General features: G+C 43.8%; 17 protein-coding genes, 1 pseudogene and 1 CRISPR repeat array. Of the genes and pseudogenes, 12 read left to right on the top strand and 6 right to left on the bottom strand.

Annotated features, from left to right (window positions below; all coding sequences use genetic code 11):
- Positions 1 to 35: 35 nt before the first annotated feature.
- Positions 36 to 846: direct repeats of the CRISPR family, unit length 29 nt; unit sequence GTTTTATCTGAACGTAGTGGGATTTAAAG.
- Between the two features lies 1 nt (position 847).
- Positions 848 to 991, top strand: a pseudogene (locus SPSYN_RS09630) (phosphoribosylaminoimidazolecarboxamide formyltransferase); the annotation flags it as partial.
- 433 nt (positions 992 to 1,424) lie between these two features.
- On the opposite strand, the gene SPSYN_RS09625 reads toward SPSYN_RS09630, so the two are convergent.
- The 5 genes from SPSYN_RS09625 to SPSYN_RS09605 form a co-directional block, all read right to left on the bottom strand.
- On the bottom strand, positions 1,425 to 2,156 hold the full coding sequence (locus tag SPSYN_RS09625) for an amino acid ABC transporter ATP-binding protein (protein WP_243153004.1): 732 nt from the start codon (positions 2,154 to 2,156) through the stop codon (positions 1,425 to 1,427).
- Entirely contained in the window at positions 2,144 to 2,809 is a 666-nt protein-coding gene (locus SPSYN_RS09620) for an amino acid ABC transporter permease (RefSeq protein WP_161822287.1), read from the bottom strand. Before SPSYN_RS09620 ends, SPSYN_RS09625 begins: the two co-directional genes overlap by 13 nt.
- Positions 2,810 to 2,890: 81 nt before the next feature.
- Positions 2,891 to 3,721: a transporter substrate-binding domain-containing protein gene (locus SPSYN_RS09615; RefSeq protein WP_161822286.1), complete on the bottom strand. Its 831-nt coding sequence runs from the start codon at positions 3,719 to 3,721 to the stop codon at positions 2,891 to 2,893.
- A 22-nt stretch (positions 3,722 to 3,743) separates the two neighbouring features.
- Positions 3,744 to 4,841 (bottom strand): hypothetical protein, encoded by a 1,098-nt coding sequence (locus SPSYN_RS09610; RefSeq protein WP_161822285.1) that lies wholly within the window; start codon positions 4,839 to 4,841, stop codon positions 3,744 to 3,746.
- Positions 4,842 to 4,869: 28 nt separating this feature from the next.
- Positions 4,870 to 5,439: a CD3072 family TudS-related putative desulfidase gene (locus SPSYN_RS09605; RefSeq protein WP_161822284.1), complete on the bottom strand. Its 570-nt coding sequence runs from the start codon at positions 5,437 to 5,439 to the stop codon at positions 4,870 to 4,872.
- A 283-nt stretch (positions 5,440 to 5,722) separates the two neighbouring features.
- On the opposite strand from SPSYN_RS09605, the gene SPSYN_RS09600 reads away from it, so the two are divergent.
- The 4 genes from SPSYN_RS09600 to SPSYN_RS09585 all read left to right on the top strand — a co-directional run bounded on the left by SPSYN_RS09600 (position 5,723) and on the right by SPSYN_RS09585 (position 10,821).
- Entirely contained in the window at positions 5,723 to 7,858 is a 2,136-nt protein-coding gene (locus SPSYN_RS09600; RefSeq protein WP_161822283.1) for a molybdopterin-containing oxidoreductase family protein, read from the top strand.
- Complete coding sequence (locus SPSYN_RS09595) at positions 7,794 to 8,630, top strand: ATP-binding cassette domain-containing protein (RefSeq protein WP_243153003.1); 837 nt, start codon at positions 7,794 to 7,796, stop codon at positions 8,628 to 8,630. Before SPSYN_RS09600 ends, SPSYN_RS09595 begins: the two co-directional genes overlap by 65 nt.
- A gap of 190 nt (positions 8,631 to 8,820) precedes the next feature.
- Complete coding sequence (locus SPSYN_RS09590) at positions 8,821 to 9,543, top strand: 4Fe-4S double cluster binding domain-containing protein (protein ID WP_161822282.1); 723 nt, start codon at positions 8,821 to 8,823, stop codon at positions 9,541 to 9,543.
- Positions 9,544 to 10,044: 501 nt separating this feature from the next.
- The gene (locus SPSYN_RS09585) at positions 10,045 to 10,821 is read left to right on the top strand and encodes a hydrogenase iron-sulfur subunit (protein WP_202623798.1); all 777 of its coding nucleotides are present in this window, start codon (positions 10,045 to 10,047) and stop codon (positions 10,819 to 10,821) included.
- A 142-nt stretch (positions 10,822 to 10,963) separates the two neighbouring features.
- On the opposite strand, the gene SPSYN_RS09580 is transcribed toward SPSYN_RS09585, so the two are convergent.
- Positions 10,964 to 11,395 carry a hypothetical protein gene (locus SPSYN_RS09580; RefSeq protein ID WP_161822281.1) on the bottom strand — a complete coding sequence of 144 codons (432 nt, stop codon included), beginning with the start codon at positions 11,393 to 11,395 and terminating at the stop codon, positions 10,964 to 10,966.
- Between the two features lie 522 nt (positions 11,396 to 11,917).
- Between SPSYN_RS09580 and SPSYN_RS09575 the strand changes: the two genes are divergently transcribed.
- From SPSYN_RS09575 to SPSYN_RS16220, 7 genes are all read left to right on the top strand, one after another.
- Positions 11,918 to 13,087: an oxidoreductase gene (locus SPSYN_RS09575; RefSeq protein WP_161822280.1), complete on the top strand. Its 1,170-nt coding sequence runs from the start codon at positions 11,918 to 11,920 to the stop codon at positions 13,085 to 13,087.
- Positions 13,087 to 14,688 (top strand): ATP-binding protein, encoded by a 1,602-nt coding sequence (locus tag SPSYN_RS09570; RefSeq protein WP_161822279.1) that lies wholly within the window; start codon positions 13,087 to 13,089, stop codon positions 14,686 to 14,688. Before SPSYN_RS09575 ends, SPSYN_RS09570 begins: the two co-directional genes overlap by 1 nt.
- A 288-nt stretch (positions 14,689 to 14,976) precedes the next feature.
- Positions 14,977 to 16,365: a uridine kinase family protein gene (locus SPSYN_RS09565; RefSeq protein ID WP_161822278.1), complete on the top strand. Its 1,389-nt coding sequence runs from the start codon at positions 14,977 to 14,979 to the stop codon at positions 16,363 to 16,365.
- A gap of 65 nt (positions 16,366 to 16,430) precedes the next feature.
- Positions 16,431 to 17,900: a helix-turn-helix transcriptional regulator gene (locus SPSYN_RS09560; protein WP_202623797.1), complete on the top strand. Its 1,470-nt coding sequence runs from the start codon at positions 16,431 to 16,433 to the stop codon at positions 17,898 to 17,900.
- A 141-nt stretch (positions 17,901 to 18,041) separates the two neighbouring features.
- On the top strand, positions 18,042 to 19,442 hold the full coding sequence (locus SPSYN_RS09555; RefSeq protein WP_161822277.1) for a stalk domain-containing protein: 1,401 nt from the start codon (positions 18,042 to 18,044) through the stop codon (positions 19,440 to 19,442).
- A 125-nt stretch (positions 19,443 to 19,567) separates the two neighbouring features.
- Positions 19,568 to 20,185, top strand: a complete 618-nt coding sequence (locus tag SPSYN_RS09550) for a hypothetical protein (RefSeq protein ID WP_161822276.1) — start codon at positions 19,568 to 19,570, stop codon at positions 20,183 to 20,185.
- 20 nt (positions 20,186 to 20,205) lie between these two features.
- Positions 20,206 to 20,331 carry a hypothetical protein gene (locus tag SPSYN_RS16220; RefSeq protein ID WP_279279202.1) on the top strand — a complete coding sequence of 42 codons (126 nt, stop codon included), beginning with the start codon at positions 20,206 to 20,208 and terminating at the stop codon, positions 20,329 to 20,331.
- The last annotated feature ends 1 nt before the right edge of the window (position 20,332 follow it).

Genomic DNA, 20,332 nt, shown 5'->3' with positions numbered 1-20,332 from the left:
CGACTATTCAATGCGGCAAGCGGCCTCGGTGAATCGTTTTATCTGAACGTAGTGGGATTTAAAGCTGTGTGGGCGGCAATCGCTCCGCTTAATGGCCGGGTTTTATCTGAACGTAGTGGGATTTAAAGCCGCAAAAATCCTTGAAAGGAATGGTGTAAATGTCAGTTTTATCTGAACGTAGTGGGATTTAAAGCAAGTATAAAAAATGGTTATCCTGAAAATCCTGATATGTTTTATCTGAACGTAGTGGGATTTAAAGAAATCTTTTGGGTGAGTCTGAACGTGTGTTCTTTTAGTTTTATCTGAACGTAGTGGGATTTAAAGTCAGCTACTATATAGTCTTTATCAGCATGCGGGCTTTGTTTTATCTGAACGTAGTGGGATTTAAAGTCGGTTTAAAACGCATATTCGAAGAAGGCGACTGTGTTTTATCTGAACGTAGTGGGATTTAAAGACACCTTTGATATTACATAAGCCTTCCTGCAGGGCTGTTTTATCTGAACGTAGTGGGATTTAAAGACATCGGAGATTGGCTTTGGGAATGTGATGTAACCGGTTTTATCTGAACGTAGTGGGATTTAAAGAATAGGGCGGGGAAAAGCAAACTACTCGCTAATTTAGCGTTTTATCTGAACGTAGTGGGATTTAAAGATGGTGCAAGCATGAGCCTTTTTAAAGCACTTCCGCGTTTTATCTGAACGTAGTGGGATTTAAAGAATTATGCGTATTTGATTTAAGTAATGGCATGATATGTTTTATCTGAACGTAGTGGGATTTAAAGTCATAATTACGTTCAATGGGCTTAAACATACTATCAGTTTTATCTGAACGTAGTGGGATTTAAAGNGACAATATTGAACGTGCCCATAAAAGCGGTGTTAAATATATTGCCGAGCCAGGTGGATCGATTCGTGATGATCATGTTATTGAAACATGTAACAAATATGGTATGGCCATGTGCTTTACAGGAATTCGTTTATTCCACCATTAATTGAAATCCCGGTATAGGTCTTCAAGTCCCCGGAAGTATGCTGCTCTGGGGTATTCTGCCAAAAACATTCCGAGAGTAGATGATTTGTTCATCTTATGTAACCCTCCGCAATGCTACGATAGGAAATTTGGCCTTTGAGGAAAGTGTACATACAAGAGCATTTTTGCTGAATGTCGTTCTCCGGAATTTTTGTGTTTTCGTTTTTATTAGACAATAAGCTCACCTCTGAATACTATTCCGATAAGCAAGGTTGGATAACTTTTTAGTACAATCAACTCTTTAATATACTATAACTATTTATGTTTAGTGGGTGTTGTGACCTGCGCTAAAATAAGTCGAGCCCCCTAGTTTTCTGCCAGGGGGCTTTAAATATATGAACGGCACTGTTGTCTTGCTCCAATACCTAATCCAAAATCCTCATTCAATCTTATGCCTAGATGTCCGCAAAATCAACCTGCTTCAAGAATTGCTGTAAAATTTGATTGTCCGCTTGATTAAAAATATAATCAGGAGTACCTTCCACCTCGATTTTACCTTTATTTAAAAAAACAACTCTAGTAGCAAAACGGCGAATAGCATTGATTTGATGGGTTACAATCAACATAGTTTGACCCTCTTTGGCTAAGTCACTGATCGTTTCAAAAACTTCGTGGGCCAGCTTGGGATCAAGAGAAGATGTAGGCTCGTCAAAAATAATGATTTCCGGTTCCATTGCCAGAGCCCTGGCGATAGCCAACCTTTGTTTTTGCCCACCCGATAAACTGTTAGGGTACTGATCAAACTTATCCAAAATGTGAACCTTATCCAACAAGGTTTTGGCTTTTTCGGTGGCTATGTCAACCTTCATCTTCAAGACTGTTTTCAATGGCTTTATTATATTTTCCCCCACAGTGAAATGAGGAAATAAGTTAAAGTTTTGAAAGACCATGCCAACTTTGCCATGGGTACTTGCGGTATTTACTACCGCCTCACCATCCAGTAAAATTTCATCGCCGCTGACCGGCTCCAACCCAGCAATACAACGCACCAGGGTGCTTTTACCGCTGCCGCTGGGACCGATGATAGCCACTACTTCACCTGAATTGACCCGCATATCCAAGGACTGCAAAACCTTTGTATCAGCAAAGCTTTTGGACAAATTGCTTATTTTAATTAGTTCACCCACACCGAGAGTCTCCTTTCCAACCACTTTGCCAAAAAGGTTACGGAATAAGTCATCACAAAATAAATGATTGCCATAGTAATATAAATTTCAAAGGGGTGGTAGGTTTTAGCATAAATTTGATTGCCCAACTTGGTTAGCTCTACTACCGGTAAAACCGAAATTAAAGAAGTTTCTTTAATGATCGATGAAAAGCCGTTCATGAAAGTCGGCACGGCAATCCGTAAAGCTTGGGGTAAAATAATCTGGCTGATGGTTTGCAAAGAGTTATAGCCCAGCATGGCCGCTGCCTCATACTGTCCCCGATCAACAGACAGAATGGAAGCGCGCACCACCTCGGACAAATATGCACCACTGTTTAAGCCCATCGTTACAATCGCAGCGATCATTGGTTCTATCCTGATGCCAAAGGACGGCAGCCCGTAATATACCACAAAAAGCTGGACCAACAAAGGTGTGCCCCGAAAGAATTCCACATATGCCGTAAGGACCAAATGCACCGCCCAATTAAGCTTGCGGGTTCGCAAACTGCCCACCACAATAGCTAAAACTATCGCTAAAATAAACCCGCCGAGACCTACCTGCAGCGTGATAGCAATGGCAGCCGGCAATAGATTGATATAGGGCAAAAGCGTAGTAAAGTCTAAATTTGTCATCTCTTAAACCACCCAAATAAACGGCAAGCCAACTGCGTTATTCACAGCTGGCTTGCCGCAATAATTTATCCTTGGCTGTATTTAATCAGCAGCTAACCATTGCACTGCGATCTCATCATAGGTACCGTTAGCTTTTAATTTGTTCACCGTTTCGTTGATTTTATTGATCAAAGCAACCGAGCCTTCTTTCGCTACCACAGCAATACCCACATTATGCAGCGGGTCGTTGATTACTTTGTAGCCGGGGTTATTTTTAGCCTGCTCATTGGCATAAGTCAAGCTTACCACCAGGGCATCGATCCTGCCGTTAGCCAGCTCCGCATAAGCTTCCGCATTTCTGGTGTAGTGGTTGAGCTTGGCCACTTTAATTCCCTGATTAGGCAGGTCTTCCGCAGCCTGGGCAGCAGAGCAGGCATCCTGCACGCCAACTATTTTACCGGCTAAATCTTCTTTGCTTTTTATATCCGTGTTATCTGCTCTGACCACAATCACATCTGCCAGTTCATAATAATTTTCGCTTAATTCCACTGCCTTAGTAGCAGCGGTGGCTTCTTCCGGAGACATCGCCGACATGATTACATCATAATCTCCGTTGTTTAGGCCGGCAATCAAACCTTCCCAGGGTGTATTGATGCATTCAACCTCTACGCCCCATTCTTTTCCAATGGCAGCCGCTAAGCTGGGGTCAAAACCAACAATTTCATTGTTTTCGTTAATACTTTCGAATGGAGGATATTCGGGGCACATACCAACCCGCAAAACTCCCCTGTCCAGCACTGTTTGCAATGATGCATCAGTTGAACCGGTATTGGTTGCATCGCCGGCTTTTTGATCGCTACTTCCGCAGCCTGCCAGTGCAAAAGCAGATAAGACCACCACCAAGGCCATTACTAATAACTTAAACCGCTTCAATTTTTCTCTCCCCCTTTAATGTTTAATATAAACAATGGCTGGCATAATCAGCCACAGCTTCCGCTACCGCCATCCCTTTGCTTTTCTCCTCAAAAACAGGGAACTCAAGCAACAAACCGTTTTTCCCCAACCCATTGATGGCCAGCTTGGCCTCTGTCACATCCCGGCAGGGCAGAGCCAGAAGCAACCCAAACTCCTTGATTTGCTTCAACACAGGTAAATACTCCTGCAGGTTATTAAGCCAAGGTTCGATATTCCAATAGATACCGTGTAGCTGCTTTATTTCGGCTAAGGGCTGCAAGAAGCGAATTAATTTTACCGAATCCAAATTAAACATCGCATAATCCAAATAAGTGCAGGCATCTGCAATGACCGGCCAGGCCAGCTCAGCAAACATTTGGCCTGACAACATCACCGATATGTCCGATCTGATACTGTCAAATTTGCCCTCGGCAAAGACAGGAAACCAGGAAGCGGACTCACCATAACCCCAGGCCAGCAAATGCTGATAAATGTAGTCATAAAAGCTGTAAAACAAACGGTTCAAAGCCATGGCTTTTTGCTGAACTGCGACAGGGTGTTTATACAAACTTTTCAGGAATTGCTCCATACCCATAATCATTGCCATAGTAGTCAGGGCATCTGCTGTGGTGGGCGGATTGATGCCCGCCAATTGCCCCACATCAGACCTTACTCCCTGGTAGATGGCCAGCACCTGTTGCACAAAAAAATTGTCTTGATTAAATTCGGGGGTAGGGGCAAAAAGAAAATCAGCGTCCTGGGCAAAGGTGATGAACTCCGTAACCGGGTGAATAACAAAATCATATCCGGACAACACGCCCATATTGGTGATATCCCTGCCGAACATCACATTGGCGATTGGCATGCTGTCCGCCAAGAAATCATAAGCTAAAATCTGGCTGCGGCACTGGTTGATATGCCAATTTATATCCAGCTCAGCTTCTTTACGATCGATCTTTTGTTCAACTAGCCATGGAGCTAAAGCAACTGCCTTTTTTGCTTTGATATATAACAAAGGACAGTCTGCTGTTTTATGCTGCCAGAAATCCCGGTGCCGTTGACGAGCAGCAGCATAGTCCGGCTTCAATAAATAATCCATATATAACCCATGAACTTCTTAATACAGGTTACTTACTGGCCATATTGCCAACTAAGTTTTTGATCAGCTCCTGGCAGGCCATCTCCGGGTTCTGCTCGTCAACGGCCAGGAATCTGACCTTTATACCCGCTTGCTCCAGCATTTCCTGCAAAACTTCCATCATCACGCCCGCTTCCGGCAAAGTAGCCAGTGAAGCCAGTTGCGCCGGCAAATCATGGCCGTCACCGATTTCTCCGCCCCAATTGCCGGTGCAGGTAGAATACACACCACAGGCAGGGCTGCCATCTAAACCGATGACCGCGGTTATGTCATAACCGTTTTTGTGAAAGTCCAGCACTTGCTCCAGGATTGGCTGCAGCAAACTGCGGCATTTGCCACGAAATGCCGGGAAATCTAATTGCTCCTTGACTTGCCCCCAGCGCTTGATCCCAAAGCAACTTTGCTCAACACAGGGCAGCTGAATGATGCCAAAGCCGTGCTCCAGTAAGCAGGATACAATTTGTTTGCAACCGGCCGGTTCTGTGGCAAGACCGTATACTTTGGCATTGATATTTAAAATGCAATGGGCTAATAAAACGATTTTTTTATTTCTCTTCACCAAAATCACTGCTTTTTCTTTTCAATATTACACCAGTCGATTTTATAATGCCAATAAATAAAATTTATTTAGTTATGTTTAGTATAAAGATATTTTTTATCAGTTCCGGGGATAGCTGGTAGCAGCAGAGGACTTATTAAATCTCATTATCAGATAAAACTAATAATAAAATAGTTTTATGTTTGTTATAAAGGATTATTTGACGTATTGTTTAATTTCTAACCAACCAGGGATTAAATATTCGTGACCAAATTTATGGCCACGCAAAAAAAAGGTGATTTGTATGGGGTTAATAGAAAAAAGACCGGCTATTTGTGGAGTTTGTCCCGGGGGGTGTGCCGTAGAGGTTACTCTTGATGAAGGCAGGCTGGTTAATGTGCAGCCCTTACAGGGAGCACCCTTTGGTAATCTGTGCATCAGGGGCAGGCACGGGCCGGAAGTTGTTTATGCCAAGGAAAGGTTAAAAACCCCGCTGATCCGGGTAGGCGAGCGGGGGGAAGGTAAATTCCGGCCTGCCGGCTTGGATGAAGCTTTGGATTATACAGTGCAGAAAATGCAATTAATTAAAGATAAATACGGCCCGCAAGCACTGATTAGCCACTCGGGACGCGGGGCTTTTGAACAGTCCATGCTGGACTTTTGCAATATCAAAACAGATACGGTGGCGTCCAAGCTTTTGTTGCCCTTTGGCTCGCCTAATATCGCCAGTTGCGGTTCCCTTTGCTTTGTTTCCTTTGGTATACTGGCGCCAATGGCCAACTTCGGTATTCCCGGTACTGCTCTTGAGCCCGATTTGGTCAACAGCAAGCTAATGGTGATTTGGGGCTCAAATCCCATTACGGATTCACCGCCTTTTTTATTTAAAAAGATAGTGAATGCTAAAAAAAATGGTTTAAAAATTATTGCCATTGATCATATGCAAACCGACATTGCCCGAAGAGCGGACCAGTGGGTGGCTATGCGTTCCGGGACGGACGGGGCACTGGCCCTGGGCATGATTAATGTAATTATTCAAGAGCAGTTATATGACCGGGATTTTGTGCAAAATTGGACGATAGGTTTTGCAGAACTGAGCGATTATGTGCAGGAGTTTGCACCTGAAACAGTCGAGAGAATAACCCGGGTTCCCGCGCAAACCGTGGTAGACCTGGCGCGAGAGATTGCCACCACGAAAAACGCGTGCCTGCGCACTTATACCGGGCTGGAGTATACCAATAGCGGTGTGCAAAATATCAGAGCGGTATATATTTTGTTCGCCATTACCGGTAATCTCGACGTGCCTGGTGGGTTATACATTAACCTGCCTACAGGCAGTACCGTGGCTCAGGAAGAGTTTCCTCAACCGGACGGAGTTTTACCCATCGGCGCGCGTGAATATCCATTGTTTTATGAATTAACTCGCTGTGCCCATTATATGGAACTGCCCAAGGCCGTGCTAAAGGGTGACCCGTATCCGGTAAAGGGTTTGTTAATTAACGGAGCGTCTACCATAACCTCCTACCCGCAGCCGGAGATTTGGACAGAGGTTTACCGCAATCTGGAGTTTATGCTGGTTATTGATATCATTATGACCAGTGATGCCATGTTTGCCGATGTAGTGCTTCCTTCAGCTACTTATTATGAAATAAACTCTTATCAGCGTTACCCGGGTTATTTGCGTTTGCGTAAAAAAGTTATCGAGCCCATAGGCGAGTCGCACAACTGCACTTTAATTATAGCTGAACTGGCAAAAAGGCTGGGTTACGGCTATCTGTACCCGCAAAGCGAGGAAGAGATACTGGCCAAAGCTTTCGCCGGGAACCCGGAACTACTGGAGTTATTAAAGCACAGCCCCGACGGTGTTAAAGTGGCTGTTCCGGAGCGCCGGTACAAAAAATATTCCACCGGGCAGCTGAGAAAGGATGGCCGGCCGGGTTTCCCGACAGCTTCAGGCAAGCTGGAGATTGCCTCGGAATTATTGGCTAAGCACGGTTATGATAAATTGCCTGTTTATATTAACCCGCAGGAAGGGCCTCTGCGGAATCCAGAGTTAGCCCAGGATTACCCTCTGGTCTTGAACACCGGGACTAGGATTCAGTCAACCTTCCGCTCTCAGCATTTAAATGTGCCCGGCCTGGTTAAACTGCAGCCTAAACCCCAGGTATTAATTAACCCGTCAGATGCCGGCAGCCGCGGTATTGAGGACGGGAATAAGGTGATGGTAATTACGCAACGGGGCGGAGTAGCCTTTTACGCAAGGGTAACGGACGAGGTTCTGCCCGGGCAGGTAGAGGTAAATATGGGGGGAGGCAACCCGGCCCAGGTAGAAGCCTGGAGGAATGCTAATGCTAATGTGCTGACGGATTTTGCCAATCGTGATCCGATTTCAGGTTTTCCGGTGTTTAAGGCACTACTCTGCCAAATCGAGCCGGCTGAGTAACTGCCTGCAGCGAAAAGGAAGAGGGGGCAGCCAGGTTTGTCTCAAAAACAGCGGACTACCGGAGCCCATCATAAAAATTACCCATCTGAGCAAATCCTTTGGCAATATCGAGGCTTTAATTGATGTTAGCTTGGAGATTTATGCCGGAGAAATATTGGCCATTGTTGGTGACAACGGTGCCGGAAAAAGTACTCTGATCAAGCTGCTGTCGGGAGCATTAGCTCCGGATCATGGCCAAATCATGGTGGGGGATAAAAGTTACAGCTCAATGACACCGGGGAAAGCAATCAGTCTGGGCATATCGACGGTATATCAAGATCTAGCTTTGGTTGATTGCCGGGATGTGGTCAGCAATATCTTTTTAGGCAGGGAACCGGTTTATGCCGGTTTCTTAATGGACAAGCGCAGGATGCAAAAAGAAGCCGCCCAAGTTTTACAGGATTTGCAAATTAATATTCCCTCGTTGCACACGCCGGTGGGCCTGCTTTCCGGCGGGCAGCGACAGGGCGTGGCGGTGGCCAGAGATGTTTTCCAAGGGGGTAAGGTAATTATTTTTGATGAACCTACTGCTGCGATGGGACTCCAAGAATCTGCCAAGATTATTAAGTTATTGCAAAAACTGCGCCAAGGAGGTCTGGCAGCAGCCGGCAAGAGAGAAGGGCGCATTATCTTTGGGGTAGACTTTATTGATGAAGCTAAAGAAGCCATTGGTACCGGCAAACTTGTGGCAGTATCGCTTATTCTATGGACGCCTATGCCAAAGCAGGCATAATCCTCTGTTTAAAAACTATTCAGGACCTGGAAGTTCCATCGCAGGTCAACAGCCCGCTGGAAGTAGTAACCAAAGAAAATATTCAGGAGTACCAAAACTGGCATTAACAATGCCGATATAAAAAGAGTCGGCTGACCGGGTACAGCCGGCTTTTTTTTGTATTAAGCTCATGATCGAGATGGGGGATATCGTGCATTTAGAAAAGCAAATTAGAGAAATGGCTTTTGAACAGGGCTGGGATTATTGCGGCTTTGCCGACCTGACGGAACATCATGGTTACATGGAAGGTTTTTGTGGAGCATTTATTCGTCGGTTTCCCAGGGCGGTTTCACTGGCGATGCGTCTTTCCGATGCGGTTGTTGATGCTATTGCAGGGCAAGAGCAAGACAAAATACTATCTTTCCATAACTATTATTACTATGCGGTGGATTACCTGCAAAACAACGGTGCCGTAAAAATTGCCCATATGATCGAGCGCAGTGGTTGGCTGGCCTATCCAGTGCCGGCCTCATATAGTGTATATCAAAACCGAAAAGCGGGACTGGTATCACATAAATTGGTGGCCGGGTTAGCCGGTTTGGGGTGGATTGGGAAAAACGGGCTATTATTAACACCGGAGAATGGGCCCCGTGTCCGCCTTTGCACTATTCTCACCGATGCCCCGCTAAGAGCGGGCAAACCAATAGAGCCGGCCTGCGGGACCTGTGAAATATGTACCCGTGCTTGCCCTGCCGGAGCCATTAAAGGCCGGGAATTTATTAGCGGCGAAGCAGACGATTATCTAATAGATCGCAATAAATGTTACGATTTTATGGAAAAACGGAAAAAAGACTGGGGTATTGAGATTGAACGGTGTGTCTGTGGCTTATGCGTGGCGATTTGCCCGCAGGGAAAAACAAGGGGTAACAAATAATATTTATCTAAGTTTTATATATAATATAATATATTTATAGCAACAATAAAGGGTTCGCATTATTTTTCTTGAAATTAAATAATAGCTGAATATATTTTGTAGGATTGAGCAGCCATGCCCAATATAAATGTCGCCTAAAAACTGTGGCAATTAATTTTCGCTATAAAAAAACTTTGTACCCAGGTCAGGAGGTGAGCTAAGCCATGTTAACAAAAGGCATTGTCCGTAATTGGTGAGTTTGAAATATAGCTTACTTGTTTGGATTTGCCAGGCAACAAAGTATATCCTGCACTTTCATTGACGTATTGTATCCGCTGAGGCGACATGGCATATCTGCTCAAAGCTTCCTAAGCTGGGTAGGCAAAAGAGCAAAACCATCATACTACAGGTATTTTTCCGTCTGCAAATGTACCTGTGAAATGCTCTTCGACCCCATTGATTCAGCAGCTTTAAGTAAGCAATTAATGAATTGATATTAATGAATTAAGGAGTGACATAAGCATGGCTACAGAATTTAAACCTATAATGTTAGGTATTGTATGCAACTGGTGTTGCTACGGAGGCGCGGACCTAGCCGGCGTTTCTCGTTTTCAATATCCCCCATATATAAGGCTAATCAGAGTAATGTGTTCCGGCAGAGTCGACATGTCCTTTATTATCAGGGCTTTCCAAAATGGTACGGACGGGGTGTTTGTCGGTGGTTGTCATCTAGGTGATTGCCATTACGTTACGCAAGGTAATCACGATGCCATAAACATGGTGGAGATGACGAAAAAAATACTGGCTAATATCGGTGTTAACCCGGCAAGATTAAGACTGGAATGGGTATCTGCCGGTGAAGGCATCCGTTTCGCTAGTATTATGAATGAATTTGCTGAGCAGATCACTAAGTTAGGACCCCTGGGAAAAAGTGAAGGCATAGAAAATAGTTTATTGCAATTAAAACTCGAAGCAGTTAACAGGTTAATTCCTTATTTAAGAGTGGTACAAAATGAGCGGTTGCAGGTGCGCAAGTCTACGGAGGAAGAATATAAGGAATACTATGCCAGTGAGGAGTGTAACAGGTTATTCCGTGAACTAATTGCCGACAAAATAACCTTAAGCGAAATTATACAGCTCCTGAGAGAAAAAGCCTTTTCCCCGGGTGATCTGGCCAGTAATTTAAATCTCAACCTGTCTGAAATTTCAAGACACCTGATAAGTTCAGCAAATCATGGATTAATCAGGTACGATGCAGGCCAGAAACGCTATGCCATTGCGCAAAGTAATTATAGGTGATAGTTAGACAGGAATGTGGCAAGCGGATACCATCTTGGCTATCCGCTTCAAGTTTACGGGACTGAGAATGTATCTAATTTCGTGTAAATGGTCATCTCCTTATTGATAGTAATAACCATTTACACGAAATTATTTATACTTCCTACAAATATCCAAGTAGCTCATTCATAAATTCCTGTTCTACCTTAACAAGCTTTTTTGCTAAATCCATACTTTCTTTAGATGCGGTCTTATATTTATTGATATACTTACTAACTGATTTAATTCCCATGTTACAGCCATCAATCATTATGTTGGCAATTTCATGGGTATCATTATTCATCATCAATTTCATTTCCGTACTAATCCATGAAAAAGCCTTCGCACTAATTTGCGGGTCCTTCTCTTCCTCATGGTATTTATTTAACAGTTGATGGCATTCATCACTAATCTTAATATGCTTATCATTGTATTTATCAATAATAGACTTAAGCTTCTCGTTTTTAATATATGGCTGCACCTGCTCCATACTATTTGTACCCGATTTACAACCTGCATTGCATTCCCTTAAAAGATTAATAGTATCTTCATTCATAGTTGTCATCCTTTCTAAGGTTAATATGAGGGGATGCCAACTTTTTTATACAAAAACAGGAGCATGACTGACGTTCCACCTCTTGGATAGGCAGGACGTAGGAATTTAGGGCAACGACCCAGGAAGATATGTGAGGTTTGCTGCCGGGAGATGATGTGGAATCCCACTGGCCATAATACAGAAAACAGGCGGCCTTGATTGAGGTTACACACCATCAACCAATATTACACATTGATGTAAATAACAAGAGTCTAGTATCTGACAGTAAAGTGAAAATCTAAGATACACGAAGGTAATTGATGATATGCGAAGTATATTAAGGAAGGTCTAAAGACACAAATGTCTGTTCGAAAAGGTTCTTTTCGAGCTGATATTTGCAGGATTATGCAAGTCTGGGAAAGAATCCATATCATATATTCATTTTAGCTTAAAATGTTGCTATTAGTGGAAAGGGGAGTTATTGCGCATCTCATTAGTTTTCTTTATTATAATATCTTTGTTAGCTCAAAAGGAGGCCTTGTTTTGAGAATAAATGAAGAAGTTATACCAAACCATGAAAACAATTATCCACTGGTCTTTAGTCCAATCAATATTGGTCCGGTAAGGCTTAAAAATCGCATTGTTTTTCCGACGTGGCAGGTAAATTATGCTAATACCGATGGGACAGTGTCCGATAAATTATTAAAATTTTATAGCGCGTTGGCAGACGGGGGATGCGGGCTAGTTTTTACAGGTTGTGCTGTGGTATCGTCCGATACAGCCGCTTTTGACCGTGTGATGAGATTAGATAGTGATATCTATTTACCGGGATTACGAAAACTTTTTCTTGAAATAGAAAACCGGGGCAGTGTACCTGGGATACAGTTAATCCATTATGGACGCCAGGCTTTAACTTCTGTGACCGGATGTGAACTTATTGCGCCAAGCCCCATCCCATGCCCGGTAATGTCCCGGTTTGAGCCAAATTATAAAGTACGCGAAATGACCATAGCTGATATCCACCGGGTTTGTAACGATTTCATTGCCGCGGCTGTGCGTGCCGCAGAGGCAGGGGCCAAGGTAATAGAAGTCCATGCCGCGCATGGTTATTTGCTAAATCAATTTCTATCACCTTATTCAAATCACAGAACTGATGATTACGGTGGCAATACAATAAACCGCGCGCGTCTCATTTTACAAATAATTGAGGGTATAAAGAACAAGCTCGATAACCGTGTGGCAATAAGCTTGCGGGTTAGTGGCAACGAATTCGTTGAAGGCGGGCTTAAGCCCAATGATTTTAAGGATTTAATTAATCTGTTTGAAAACAAGGGCATAGATATGTTAAACGTTTCTGCAGGTGTTTACGAGTCTATGGAGCGCATTGTTCCCCCTGCAACATTGGGCGATGCCCCCCATGTCAATATAGCCTCTGAATTAAAACAATTTTCAACTGTACCCGTATGCGCAGTAGGATCCATTTTCTCCATTGGGTTAGCGGAAGAAGTAATAGCTTCCGGGAAAGCAGAACTGATCGCCTTGGGGCGGGCGCAAGTTGCAGACCCTGCAATTGTAAACAAATCATTGCTTGGCCAAGAATCAGACATAAGAAAATGTATCAAGTGTAATAAATGCACCTTCTGGACGACGGGCGAAGCGCAAATGTTTTGTTCCGTAAACCCTGACTATCAAAGGCCAAAAGAGATTGAATAATGGATAGGTTATACACAGCAATAGCTAATATAGACATTCTTCTTCCGCCCAATCTATATATTGAAAAATTACTACAAGTCCTTTGTGACATTTTCGGCTACTCCTTTAGTTCCGTCATTGAAGTGGACGAAGAAGGGATAGGATGGATGATTGCCTCACATAACCTGCCCGACAATTACCCACAGGATGTGAACCGGCAAGCGCCGGTTCTTTCAAGCCCTTCAGGGGAAGCCATTTCAACAGGTCGCATTGTTGTAGTTAATAATCCTTTACTTGAGCCGCGCCTGGCATCCTGGTACGGTATTATGGGCCAACACAACATTAAAACAATTATATGGGTACCACTGATTAGCAAAGGCATTGCTTTTGGAACATATGTTTTATATGATACTCGGTTAAGGGAAACCCCGCAAGAAGAATTAAAAGCACTTAAGCAAATAAGTGCGATGATAACCATTGCCGCCTATAGTAATAAGTATCTTAGTCAGCTAAATCAAAAAACAAACGAGTTGGAAAAAGAGATTGCCAGGCGTAAACAAGTAGAAGCAACGCTTCGTGAAAAAGAAAGCTTTCTTACCAGCGTAATCGAAAGTATACAGGATGGTTTATGTGTTATTGATCAGGACTTTAATATAATGCGGGTTAATACAACCGTAGAACGTTGGTATTCTGAAGGCATACCACATATAGGTAAAAAATGTTACGAAGTTCTTATGGGTAGAACTAAAATCTGTGAAGAATGCCCTGCTCATAATACTCTCATTACAGGTAAATCCGGTTGTGCTGTCCTTCCCCGCAAGGATATCGACGGGGAAATTATTGGCCGGCATGAAATATATAGCTTTCCCTTTGTATATCAAAAGACATATCAAACTGAGGGTATGATTCTGTATATAAGGGATGTTACTCAGAAATTAAAAACCGAGCAGGAGATGGCCCGTCTTGCAAAGTTAAACCTAATTGGCAATATGGCCGCCGGTATTGGTCATGAGGTTAGAAATCCCATGACCACTGTGCGCGGGTTTTTACAAATATTAAAGGGGAAGAAGGAATGTATTAAGTATGTTGATTATTATAATCTGATGATTGAAGAGTTGGATAGGGCAAACAATATTATATCTTCATATTTATCTTTAGCTAAAGATAAGGTAAAAAATTTACAAATACATAGTCTTAATTCAATAATTGAGTCAATTTATCCACTATTACAAGCAGACGCGACGGTTTCCGACAAATATATTGCTTTGGAATTAAATAATATTCCTGATTTGTATTTAGATGAAGAGGAAATTCGCCAGTTAATTTTAAATTTAGTACGTAACGGGTTGGATGAAATGTCTTCAAAAGGAACTTTGACAATCAGTACATATACAGACAACAATGAAGTAGTCTTAGCGGTACGTGATGAAGGCAAAGGCATTAGTCCTGATGTCTTGCAAAAATTGGGCACGCCTTTTTTTACAACAAAAGATAACGGAACCGGTTTGGGGCTTGCGATATGCTATAGCATTGCTGACAGGCACAACGCTACGATACAGGTGGAAACCAGCCCCTGTGGCTCCACCTTCTTTATCCATTTTAAACCGGTGCCGGGCACTTAACTTATTAACTTGTTGTTAAACAAGCCAGGGGATCAATACGGATCGCCCGGCTTGTTTTTGTTTACACCTTCGGTGTTACCCCCTGGGAGGAGATCCAAACCAGTGTTCGTGAAGCATATTTTGCGTAAAGAAGTTAGCAGGAGTCCAAGAATAATTGGCGAACTATTCGGATAAGTGCACGGAATTTGAGGAAATTTGTTGAATTACGTTCATTAGTCTAACCATAGTTCTCTTAGCCATTCTGTTGGTAACCTTACTTTTTCCAAATAACTATATGAAGGTGAGTATATGATCGAAACCCATTTTCGTAAAGGCACTCAGACTCTTAAATTGGGAGTCGCTAAAGTCATGCATGATCTGTTTCCTCATGAAACTTTTAAAAACTCTTATTCAATAGGTGAAGGGGTTTTTGGCAACCTGGTCGGTTCTATGCTATCTGTAAGAGAGGTAAAACTAATTGAGATGAAACTCAGGGAATGGGTTGAACAGGACAGCCCGATCCAGTTTATTGAACGTAAAGATGGTTATTATCATTATCAAGTAGGCGATATGAGAGTGAAAATAATCTATCCTGCCCATACCACCACTTCTCTGGCTAATCCATTTACCATTACTCCTTTTTCTTACGGTTTTATAATCGACTTCAGTGAAGCCAACATAAAAAGCAATAAGCCAATTGAACCGCCTTTTCTGTTAGCAAGTACTTATGAAAGTAGCCAGAACTGGTTAAACCAAGTCGGTATTGAATTCTTTTCCGATATAAATAACTATATTACCTCTGGCCGGAGCCTGCAGTTGCTTGATCTGGCAGAAGCGGTACAGGAAAAGAAAATCTCCGATATTGCGGATTTTATAATTAAACAACGCCGTGCCTTGCGTGTGCTGCTTATCGCCGGCCCATCATCTTCCGGCAAAACATGCTTTGCCCAAAGAATTGCCACGCAATTGCAGGTACTTGGCATGAAGACAGTTTCCCTTTCCCTGAATGACTACTATTTAAACAGGGAGCAAATACCGCGTGATGCTGATGGAAAATATAATTTTGACTGTTTGGAAGCATTGGACATACCGCTATTGCAGCAACATCTTGAACAGTTAATTGCCGGAGAAACTGTTGAGGTGCCCGTTTATGATTTTATCCACGGCCGGCGGACTAACCAACCTGTGACTATGCATGTTGGACCTGATGATATTCTGGTCGTTGAAGGAATGCATGCCTTAAATCCCAGTTTGGTGCCCGACATTAATAGGAATCTGCTTTTTAAAGTCTATGTCAGTGCACTTGGCGGGCTTAATTTTGACCTAATCAACAGAATGCCCACCACTGAAGTTAGATTGCTGCGCAGATTGGTTAGGGATGATTGGTACAGAGGTTCCCACCCCGAAACAACATTAAGCCTGTGGGCTGGCGTGCGCAGAGGTGAAGAAGAGAACATTTTTAAATTCCAGGAAGAGGCAGATGTTATGTTTAATTCAAATATCCTTTATGAAATGAACGTCTTACGTCCTTTTGCAGAGTCTATCTTAAGTAAAATCAGCGATGATAGTCCTTTTCGCGACACAAAAGAGCGCCTTATGAATCTATTGACGTTTTTCGAACCTATGGATTATGCAAAAGTTCCTTTCAATTCTATTTTAAGGGAATTTATTGGAGGCGGTTTATATTTCAGCCGTTAGGAATATTGCCGGTTGCTCAATGATTGGGTAGTTTTAATAATTATACCGTATCTGGTGTTGCGGCTATGGTTTTTTTGTTAAAACACGCTACCCGGGGTGGAGAAATGACTAATGACAATATCAACATCGATGAAAGAAAGCTGTCCATCATTGTTCATGCCTTGTTTTCCTCCTGGATGCTGTCCTTCCTTTTTGAAGGGCAAATATTGTATGCCCTGGCTGATACCTTTGACCTGACCACAGATGTGATAATCTTTGGAGGGATTGTCGCTCTTTTTTCCGGATTGTTATTATGCGGCTTTTTCATAAAAACAAAATGGGCGGCGAAGCAGCTGTTTTTGTGTTCTTATCTTTACTTCCTTACAGTCTCTGTTGTATTTTTCTTTCCGCCCTCAATCTTCTGGACCTTGGGAATAATCACTAGCGCTTTTTTAGCAGGAGGCTGCGTGGCGGCATGGAGTTTCTATTTTAAAAGTGGTACACCGAAAAACGAGCGCATAAAGACAGCTGCCGATGTGCTCATCTGTTCCAATGTCCTGATGATTTTGCTGAACATGGCGGCCATCCATCTAACACCGCGTATCGGGCTGGCACTTTCCATGCTCATGCTTATGGCTGCGTTCTTTTTTGCGATGCGTCTTCCCACCGGTGATAATGATGCTTCTCCCGCGTCTTCCGGTCGAAAGGAAAGCGCCGAAAGCATTACGGGGCCCCTTGTTTTTTTATGCCTCTTTATTGTGGTAATCACCATTAATTCAGGGCTGATGTATCAGGTGATTAATCCCTCCTTTGCTCATCTGCAGTGGCTGACCAGCTGGTACTGGGCCATTCCCTATATCGTTGCTCTGTTCATCATGAGAAACCTGCCCCCCAAAACAAACCACACCTACATCCTCTATGTGGCCCTCGCCATGATCGGCTTTTCCTTTATTGCCTTTGTAACCCTTGACCATTCGGCGCTCAGTTATCTTGTTGTCGACACGCTGATACTGGGCGCTTGTGGTATCTACGATTTGTTTTGGTGGAGCATCCTGGGCGAGATGCTGGATCTGCACAAAAATCCGGCTAAGTTGTTCGGTATAGGTATGTCGGCCAATGTGCTGGGCGTGTTGCTTGGCGGGCTGATCGGCAGCGCCATTTATACCGAAGGAACGCATATTTACAACGTAACACTACTGGCACTGGCCGTAGTTTGCGTAACCCTTGCTCTCCTGCCGCTATTGCACAGTCAACTTTTCTCCCTGCTAAAAGAGCATGCCTATCTGACGGTGGTTTCCGGAATGGTATTAGAGGAACAAAGCAAAATAACCGACCGGTTTGTACAATTTGCCAACCTTTCAGAGCGGGAAAGTCAGGTCACCGCTTTGCTCCTCCAGAAAAAAACGTATAAATCAATTGCAGCAGAGCTGTTTATCAGCGAAAACACGGTAAAATATTATGTGAAAAATATTTATGCCAAATTTAATGTCCGGAGCCGAGCTGAGCTGATCGACATCATTTTGACGACGGGCGAGGACAACGCTGATAAAAAATAGTCGCAGGGCGCATAAACAAAGGATTCTTAAGCCCCTACCCGAAAAAGGGTGGGGGCTTTTTGACAAAGACTACCCGGTTTGGGTGAAGACACCTGGAGCGGAAAATTCTATAATTGACAAAAATGTAGGAGGGAAAAACAAATGTTTAGAAAAAGTATGTATGTTTGTATTTGCGCCCTTATTTTTACAGTAGTCTTGTTGTCGCCAAATGGCTTTCCAACGGAAAAAGCCCTGGCAGCCTCTTCAACCGAAGGCTGGCATCTGATTAAAACTAATTATCACGTATCATCATTGGATGTAAAAGTTTTAGGAGGTGCCTCTAACAGGGGTGGGGGATTATGGGACACATTTACCTGTGAGGGTAACGAGGGAAAAATGACTCTCTCCAGTACGCGTAAAGACAACAATGGTAATGTCATAGCTTTTTATAATTATCGGGTTAAGTGGGACACTCCGCCGGCCTTTATTGCCCCCAATCAAAAAACCGGCTTCAATATTGAGGTGCAGACCATCGGTAATAAATCCTGGTCATCACCCCCGATAGATGCCAAGTTTGACCTAGCCAATTTGGGAAGCCCCAGTTATGCCACTGCAGGTCTGATAAGATTCCAATCCACCAAAGGTGAAACCCATATTACGAACCAGGCCACTTATTTTGAGTCCGGTAAAGTTATCCCGGCAGGCAAAAAGGGAGACAAAAGAGCCATCTGGCTGCAATTAGGTAATTCTTACGGTTATTCTTATGTGTACGAGTGGAAGGAAGCGAGCCTGGCGACCCCGGCGACCCCTTCCATGCAAAACCTGCGTGCCACTGCCGGCAATAAACAAGTATGCCTGACGTGGAGTGCTGCTGCAGATAAGCAGGGCCTGATTGGATATCACCTTTTCAGGGGTACGGGCAGCGGCAAGGAAACCACAACACCGGTTACCGATTTCCCCATTAAAGATACTTCCTATAATGATCCTAACGTCTTCAATGGTACCACTTATTGCTATATCATGAGGCCTGTTTACAGCAGCGGTATGGGTACTGTATCAAACGAAGCCTGTGCTACTCCCAGCGCCACAGCTGCGTGCGGCGGACAAAAGGCAGCCGGTTCAGGAACGGAGGGAAAAACGGTTGATGAAAAAGGCAATCCCATCCTGCCTGGCGGTATAGGCACAATTATTCTGAGCATTAACAACCCGTTTATGACTGTAAACGGCGCACAAAGGGAAATTGATCCGGGCCGGGGCACAGTACCGATTGTTTACAACGGCAGAACACTTCTACCCATCGCTGCAGTCATCGAAGCGGCCGGCGGTACCGTCAAATGGCTGGCAGCGGAAAAGAAAGTGACCATTGAGCAAAAGGGCACCATCATAGATCTCTGGATCGACAAAAATGAAACCTTGATCAATGGGAAGCCCGGTATGACCGACGTAGCGCCGATCATTCAGAACAGCCGCACCATGCTGCCTTTGCGTTTTATTGCAGACAATCTGGGTGCAAAGGTTGACTGGGACGGCGTAAGTTATAAGGTGACGATCCAATTCAAATAAGATGAGCGTTGTAAAAGTATAAGAGCTAATCAGGCTGCCTGCTTGACAAAAAGCCCCTGCCTAAAAAGGTAGGGGCTTTTTGAAAAGAATGGAGAATGAGAGAAATTACTGAGGGAGTGATAGGATTGCAGGCCATAAAAAAAAGAATCTGCCTTTTCGCGTGTTTGACAGGCGTGGGCCTGACAGTCTGTGTTGTGATTTTTATGTACGATGATAGTGCTCATGATCTTCACGCACAGATACTCCTGGCAATCCTGCTTTGGGCAAGCGCAATTTCTTTAGGCTTATGGATTCACGAATTTAGAAAATCAAAAATTGCGCGGCTCATCATGGAAAATCCGATTCTGCACATCCGCACTGCCGTCATCAGCGGCATATCCGGTGCAGATATGGAATCTAAGGATATCGACAATTCCGAGGTGTTCATTTCCTACTTCGGGATCCTGCTGGATTCGAAAATCATCAAATTCAATCAGGACGGTATTCACCTAAAGGCTGTGGAGATCGGACATAGTTTTATCTCTCTCACCTATGGAACTGAAAAATGGGTGCAAACCACGCGACTGCTCCGCGAGGCAATTGACAAAGCAGATTTGGAAGAAATCTACGAAAAATTCCGCTACGAAACCGGTATTGTGCCGACGTTTACAGAGACACAAGGGGACGGTTCGTGCGCCAAGCAAAGGGCGTGTCATATAGTGGGTGCGAACCCCACTAGGAAAAGTTTAGCCAACTACCTATAGCGAGTCTTGGGAGGCGCGGGGTGATCCGCGTCTCTAAGCGTAGACAGCAAACTAGCAGGCTGGAAGCGAAAGCTGAATCGATTGAGCCCCGAAATCACCCCAATGGGAAGGCCGATGCAGTGGACCGTGCAGAAGGCAACATCTGAC

Origin of the sequence: Sporotomaculum syntrophicum, assembly GCF_009932395.1 — a bacterium.
GTDB classification, from domain to species: domain Bacteria; phylum Bacillota; class Desulfotomaculia; order Desulfotomaculales; family Desulfallaceae; genus Sporotomaculum; species Sporotomaculum syntrophicum.
This window is presented reverse-complemented; position numbering and strand designations above follow the sequence as displayed.

Bases quoted from the DNA above. Each gene is read 5' to 3' on its own strand.
- SPSYN_RS09620 (WP_161822287.1), bottom strand. From the start codon at position 2,809: ATGACAAATTTAGACTTTACTACGCTTTTGCCCTATATCAATCTATTG.
- SPSYN_RS09610 (WP_161822285.1), bottom strand. From the start codon at position 4,841: ATGGATTATTTATTGAAGCCGGACTATGCTGCTGCTCGTCAACGGCAC.
- SPSYN_RS09600 (WP_161822283.1), top strand. From the start codon at position 5,723: ATGGGGTTAATAGAAAAAAGACCGGCTATTTGTGGAGTTTGTCCCGGG.
- SPSYN_RS09585 (WP_202623798.1), top strand. From the start codon at position 10,045: ATGGCTACAGAATTTAAACCTATAATGTTAGGTATTGTATGCAACTGG.
- SPSYN_RS09580 (WP_161822281.1), bottom strand. From the start codon at position 11,395: ATGAATGAAGATACTATTAATCTTTTAAGGGAATGCAATGCAGGTTGT.
- SPSYN_RS09570 (WP_161822279.1), top strand. From the start codon at position 13,087: ATGGATAGGTTATACACAGCAATAGCTAATATAGACATTCTTCTTCCG.
- SPSYN_RS09565 (WP_161822278.1), top strand. From the start codon at position 14,977: ATGATCGAAACCCATTTTCGTAAAGGCACTCAGACTCTTAAATTGGGA.
- SPSYN_RS09560 (WP_202623797.1), top strand. From the start codon at position 16,431: ATGGTTTTTTTGTTAAAACACGCTACCCGGGGTGGAGAAATGACTAAT.
- SPSYN_RS09555 (WP_161822277.1), top strand. From the start codon at position 18,042: ATGTTTAGAAAAAGTATGTATGTTTGTATTTGCGCCCTTATTTTTACA.